Origin of the sequence: Chryseobacterium sp. MHB01, assembly GCF_034651565.1 — a bacterium.
In the GTDB taxonomy this organism is placed as follows: domain Bacteria; phylum Bacteroidota; class Bacteroidia; order Flavobacteriales; family Weeksellaceae; genus Chryseobacterium; species Chryseobacterium nepalense.
In genome coordinates, this window is record NZ_JAYEDA010000055.1 from 1 (window position 1) to 407 (window position 407).

At 36.4% G+C, this 407-nt stretch carries 1 protein-coding gene; it reads left to right on the forward strand.

Translation table 11 applies throughout. The annotated features are described in order from the left end of the window. Positions 1 to 407 (forward strand): hypothetical protein (locus U9K52_RS21225; protein ID WP_322928033.1); only part of this gene is annotated, 407 nt, incomplete at both ends.

The following is a 407-nucleotide window of genomic DNA, read 5'->3' on the forward strand; positions in this document are numbered from 1 at the left end:
AACTTTATCATTACCGATGAAGCGGGAACCAAATTTTACTTTGATAAGACCGATATTTCCTATGCTTATATGGCTGGAAATCCTCAGACATTTCCTGTTGGCTTTTACCTGTCAAAAATTGTGGATGTAAACGGGGTGGAACTTTTAAAATTTGAATATCAGGAAGATAACTATACATTTGGTACTGCGGGCATTCTGTACCCGGTAAAAAGTCTTAAAACAAAAAAAATTACAGCCCATGACTATGGTGAAATCAATGTAAACTATTCCTTTGATGCCACTAAGAGAAAGTCATACTCTGATCCGTTTCAACTGGAAAGTATAGAACTGAAAACCGTTTCAGGCAAAGTAGTTCAGAAATATGCATTTCAGTCGGTTTTAAGCGGTTACAATTACCCTTACGGTTA